This is a genomic window from Pseudoduganella sp. RAF53_2, assembly GCF_052113985.1.
In the GTDB taxonomy this organism is placed as follows: domain Bacteria; phylum Pseudomonadota; class Gammaproteobacteria; order Burkholderiales; family Burkholderiaceae_D; genus Rugamonas.
On the sequence record NZ_JBFRDW010000472.1, the window covers coordinates 1 to 4,826 of the forward strand.

Below are 4,826 nucleotides of genomic sequence, written 5' to 3' on the forward strand. Positions count from 1 at the left end.
TCGCCACCAGCTCCGTGGTGATGGCGGCGGCGCTCATGACGATGGCGACGGTCAGGCTGGCGAGGATGACGGCGCCTTTCTCGTCCTGCCGCGCGGCCATGCGCTTTACGGTGTGGTGATCGGCGCGCATCATCATCCACGCCATCGTAATCAGGTAGAACCAGACGCCGATATTCCACGCGGTCAGCGCGCGTGTGAGGTAGGACCAGCTGTCGGGAAGGAGCAGGCTCGCCGCACCGCCCAGCACGACGGCCAGGCTTAGGTGGGGACGGCTGCGAATGAAGTAGTGGGCGGGTTTTTTCATTGCCGCCCATGATACTACTTGTCGTGGTGCGGGAACTTGTCCATGTGTGTGAGCACCGGGAAGAAGCGCGTCCACAGGCCCGTGACCACCAGCGTGGCGAGACCGCCGAAGATCACGGCGCGCGTCAGGCCGAACCAGCCTGCAGTCAGGCCCGATTCGAATTCACCCAGCTCGTTCGATGCACCGATGAATACCGAGTTCACCGCGCTCACGCGTCCCCGGATCGCGTCCGGCGTTTCGAACTGCACCAGCAGGTGGCGCACGTACACGCTGATCATATCGCCCGCGCCCATCAGCAGCAGCACGACCAGCGCCACCACGAAGTTGCTGGTGGAGCCGAGGATCACGGTGCAGACGCCGAATACCGCAACGCCGCCGAACATCCATTTGCCAACGCTGCGCGTAATGGGCCAGAACGCGAGCGCAATCGAGCACAGTGCCGCGCCGGCGCCCGGCGCGGTACGCAGCAGGCCAAGGCCGGTCGGGCCGATGTGCAGCACATCGTGCGCCAGCGCCGGCAGCAGGGCGGTCGCGCCGCCGAACAGCACGGCAAACAGGTCGAGCGAAATCGCACCCAGCACGATGGGGCGCGAGAACACGAAGCGTAAGCCTTCCAGCACGCTGTGCCAGGTGGCCGGCTCGTTGCGCGTGGCTTGCGGTGCTGGCTTCGTCAACAGCATCAGGATCACGGCGCAGATCAGCAGTGTCGAGGAAACGGTATAAACCGTTGCGGGACCATAGACGTACAGCAGGCCGCCCAGCGTCGGGCCGAGAATCACAGCGACCTGGAAGCTGGAGCTGCTCAAGGCCACGGCGCGGCTGAAGTCTTCCGTCGGCACCATATTCACCAGAACCGCTTGCGTAGCAGGACTCATGAACGCGCGAGCGCTACCAAAGAGCACCAGGATGGCGAATACAGGCCAAACGGCAGCCATGCCGCTGTGCGTGTACGCAAACAGCAGCAGTCCGCACGCCAGTTGCGCGCCGACGCAGCAGGTGATGATGTTGCGGCGGTTGTAGCGGTCAGCGGCGTGGCCGGCGATCAGAATCAGCAGCAGGAAAGGCAGGAACTGCGCGAGGCCGATCATGCCGAGGTAGAAGAGATTATGCGTTTGCGCATAAACCTGCCAGCCGATAGCGACGCTTTGCATCTGCACGGCGAGCGTGCCTGCAATACGGGCGGCGAGGTAGAAAGAGAAGTTGCGGTGGCGGAGGACTGAGAAACCGTTGGATGACATATTGAACCCGAAAGGCGGGCCAGGCCCAAGGGCCGACCCAGGAACGCGGTGGTCGCAGGCAAGGGTCTGACCCTTGGGGTCTGACCCCGGGGTTTAGGGCTTCAGAAGGTCGGCTTCGGTGGTGAACGCGTCTGCATAGAACTCGTCTTCCGGCAGCTGGCACTCCTTGACGAAGTCGCGCTTGGCCGATTCCACCACGATCGGTGCGCCGCAGGCGTAGACCTGGTAGCCCGACATATCCGGCAAGTCCTGCATCACGGCCTGGTGAACGTAACCGCGGCGGCCGGACCAGTGCTCTTCTTCCAGCGCATCCGATACCACCGGCACGTATTTGAAGTTCGGCATCTCTTCCGCCCACTGGCGGCACAGGGCGTCCATGTACAAGTCTTGCGGACGGCGGCCGCCCCAGTACAAGGTCATCTCGCGCTTGGATTCCTTGGCGCGCATATGCTCCACGATAGCCTTGATCGGTGCGAAGCCCGTACCGGAGGCCAGCAGCACCATCGGCTTCTCGTTATCCTCACGCACGAAGAAAGTGCCCAGCGGACCTTCAAAGCGCAGGATGTCGCGCTCTTTCATGGTGGTGAAGACCTGGTCGGTGAACAGGCCGCCCGGCATATGGCGGATGTGCAGGGTCAGAGGACCTTGCTCCGGCGCGTTGGCGATACTGTAGCTGCGGCGCTTGTTATCGCGCAGCATGAACTCGACGTACTGGCCGGCGCGGTATTGCAGCGTTTCGTTGGCTGGCAGCTGCAGGGTCATTACGATGACGTCCGGCGCCAGCTTCTCCAGCGTGGTCACGCGCGACGGCATCTTCTTGATCGGGAAATCGCTGCTGCCCGCCACTTCGCGGATCTGCACCACCAGGTCGGAGTGCGGCACCGCGCAGCAGAACAGGGACTGGCCAGCCGCTTCCTCTTCCTCGCTCAGCGCGCGGCGCTGGTGCGCCTTGTGGCTGACAGAACCTTCCAGCACTTTGCCCTTGCAGGAGCTGCAAGCGCCGTTCTTGCAGCCATACGGCAGGCCTACGCCTGCGCGGATGGCCGCCGCCAATACGGTTTCGTCTTCTTCACAGCTGAATTGGTGGCCACTAGGCTGAACAGTAATTTGGAAAGACATACAATCTCAAAAATGGATATCAGTAAAAAATTCAACAAGCCGCGCCTGCTCATTATCGGCTGCGGCGATGTGGGTATGCGTCTGCTGCCTCTGGTGCGCGATCAGTACCGCGTGTTTGCCGTCACCAGCCAGCGCGAGCGCTTTGCCGAACTGCGTGCCGCCGGGGCCGTGCCCCTGCTGGCAAATCTTGACCAGCCTGCTTCACTGAGCCGTCTCGCGGGACTGGCACAATCGGTCGTGCATCTGGCGCCGCCCCAAACCGAGGGTCAGATCGACCGCCGTACCCGCAATGTGACCGCCATTTTACCTGACCGGGCGCGCGTGGTTTATGTGAGCACCACAGGGGTGTATGGCGACTTGCAAGGCGCCTTCGTGGATGAAACCCGTACCGTGGCGCCCCGCAATGCCCGCGCGCAGCGCCGGGTGGATGCGGAACAGGTGTTGCGCCGGTGGGCGCGGCGCTCGGCAGGGCGGCTGTCGATCCTGCGCGTGCCGGGCATTTACGCGGGCGACCGGCTGCCGATCAAGCGGCTGGAAGAGGGCACGCCAGCCTTGCGCAGCGAGGATGACGTCTACACCAATCACATTCATGCGGACGACCTGGCGCGCATTGTGGCGGCTGCGCTGCTGCGCGGCCAGCCATGCCGGGTCTACCATGCGGTCGATGACAGCGATATGAAGATGGGCGACTATTTCGATGCCGTGGCAGATGCCCACGGCCTGCCGCGTCCGCCGCGTTTGCCGCGGGCTGAATTGGCAAAGGCGGTGTCGCCGACTTTACTGTCATTCATGTCGGAGTCGCGCCGCCTGTCGAATGGCCGTATAAAGCGTGAACTGGGTGTGCATTTGCGGTATCCGACTGTTGCTTTTTTACTCAGCGAAAGCCGGATGTAAGCTTTCTCGCGCACACTTGCATGTGGAGACGGTCGCCCTATTGATCTCGCTCAATGGACGGCCTGAAATCTGGGGCTATCGTGAGCCCAGCACAAGGAAGGAGAGCGCAATGAACGCCACCCATCCCACCAAAGAACAGGTTCGTGCCTATCTGCTTCAGCGCGGGCGCGCGCATTTGCCGCCGCCGCCGCCGGACGAAATCCGCCGCCGCCTTGACTGGCGCGTTGAACACGAACCTGCGGCGGGGGCTTTGCCCGCCGCGATCTTCCTGCCATCGGCCCTGTTTCAGCTGGGCGCCCTCATGGCCTTAACCTGGATTTGCCTGCCTTTTGGGCCGCGTGATCCACGTTAAACAAGCCTTTCTTATGCATGAAAATTTCCTACCACAAGATTTCGCGATAGAATCTATCGAATTCTAACGAAAGTTGCGCGGCGTTAAGCCGAAAGCAACAAAAACATGTATGATATCGGTCATGTGCACTAAAAAGCGTCAACGACGATGGTTTTTGGCGATTTTTTAGTAAATTACCGCTGAATATTTTGTGAAATTTCTGTCGCTTTTTGGCGACATTTAGAGAAGAACTGAGATCATGTCGTCCCTGAAAGAAATCACCGCCTCCACGTCCTACAACCCTAACCGCGTTCTCGACGCGATTATCGAGAAACTGCAGCTGAAGAATGATGCTGCTCTGTCGCGCGCGCTGGAAGTTGCGCCGCCTGTGATCTCGAAGATCCGTCACAATACGCTGCCAATCGGCGCTACCATCCTGATCCGCATGCACGAAATCAGCGATTTCAGCATCCGCGAACTGCGCGAAATGATGGCGCACTAAGCGTTCCATTGGACGTAAAAAAACGGCCGCACCTGTTGCCAGGTGGCGGCCGTTGCCGTTTTCAGGACGGCTGAATTTATGCAGTAGTCAGGCGCGGACGCTCTGCATAGAATTTTGTGGTTTCCGCTTCAGCTGCCTGGGTGCCGACGCGGCCGGAATAGGCAGTCTTCGCTTCGGCCGACACGCGGCCGGAGTAAGCGGTTTGTGCAGCCACGCGGCCCGAGTAGGCGGTCTTTTCGGCAGCCACGCGGCCAGAATAGGCCACTTGTTCGCCGGCGACACGGCCGGAGTAGGCAGTTTTCGCTTCGGCGGCTACGCGGCCGGAGTAAGCGACTTGTTCACCAGCGACACGGCCGGAGTAGGCAGTTTTTGCTTCGGCAGCCACGCGGCCAGAGTAGGCCACTTTTTCGCCAGCGACGCGGCCGGAGTAGGCAGTCT

The 4,826-nt window shown here is 61.3% G+C and carries 6 protein-coding genes and 1 pseudogene; 3 read left to right on the forward strand and 4 right to left on the reverse strand.

The genetic code is table 11. The features are described from left to right. From AB4Z11_RS23165 to AB4Z11_RS23175, 3 genes are all read right to left on the reverse strand, one after another. The coding region (locus AB4Z11_RS23165) for a DUF1345 domain-containing protein (RefSeq protein WP_442027950.1) at positions 1–304 on the reverse strand (304 nt) is incomplete at its 3' end. 14 nt (positions 305–318) lie between these two features. Next, positions 319–1,542, reverse strand: coding sequence for an MFS transporter (locus AB4Z11_RS23170; protein WP_442027952.1), 1,224 nt, complete (start codon positions 1,540–1,542; stop codon positions 319–321). A 93-nt stretch (positions 1,543–1,635) separates the two neighbouring features. Beyond that, positions 1,636–2,661, reverse strand: a complete 1,026-nt coding sequence (locus AB4Z11_RS23175; RefSeq protein ID WP_442027954.1) for a CDP-6-deoxy-delta-3,4-glucoseen reductase — start codon at positions 2,659–2,661, stop codon at positions 1,636–1,638. A gap of 12 nt (positions 2,662–2,673) precedes the next feature. Between AB4Z11_RS23175 and AB4Z11_RS23180 the strand changes: the two genes are divergently transcribed. From AB4Z11_RS23180 to AB4Z11_RS23190, 3 genes are all read left to right on the forward strand, one after another. Further along, positions 2,674–3,555 (forward strand): SDR family oxidoreductase, encoded by an 882-nt coding sequence (locus tag AB4Z11_RS23180; RefSeq protein ID WP_442027956.1) that lies wholly within the window; start codon positions 2,674–2,676, stop codon positions 3,553–3,555. A 109-nt stretch (positions 3,556–3,664) separates the two neighbouring features. Beyond that, complete coding sequence (locus AB4Z11_RS23185; RefSeq protein WP_442027958.1) at positions 3,665–3,907, forward strand: hypothetical protein; 243 nt, start codon at positions 3,665–3,667, stop codon at positions 3,905–3,907. Positions 3,908–4,145: 238 nt separating this feature from the next. Next, on the forward strand, positions 4,146–4,388 hold the full coding sequence (locus tag AB4Z11_RS23190; protein WP_442027960.1) for a hypothetical protein: 243 nt from the start codon (positions 4,146–4,148) through the stop codon (positions 4,386–4,388). Positions 4,389–4,464: 76 nt separating this feature from the next. Here the strand turns inward: AB4Z11_RS23190 and AB4Z11_RS23195 are convergent. Next, positions 4,465–4,826: pseudogene (locus AB4Z11_RS23195) on the reverse strand (hypothetical protein); the annotation flags it as partial.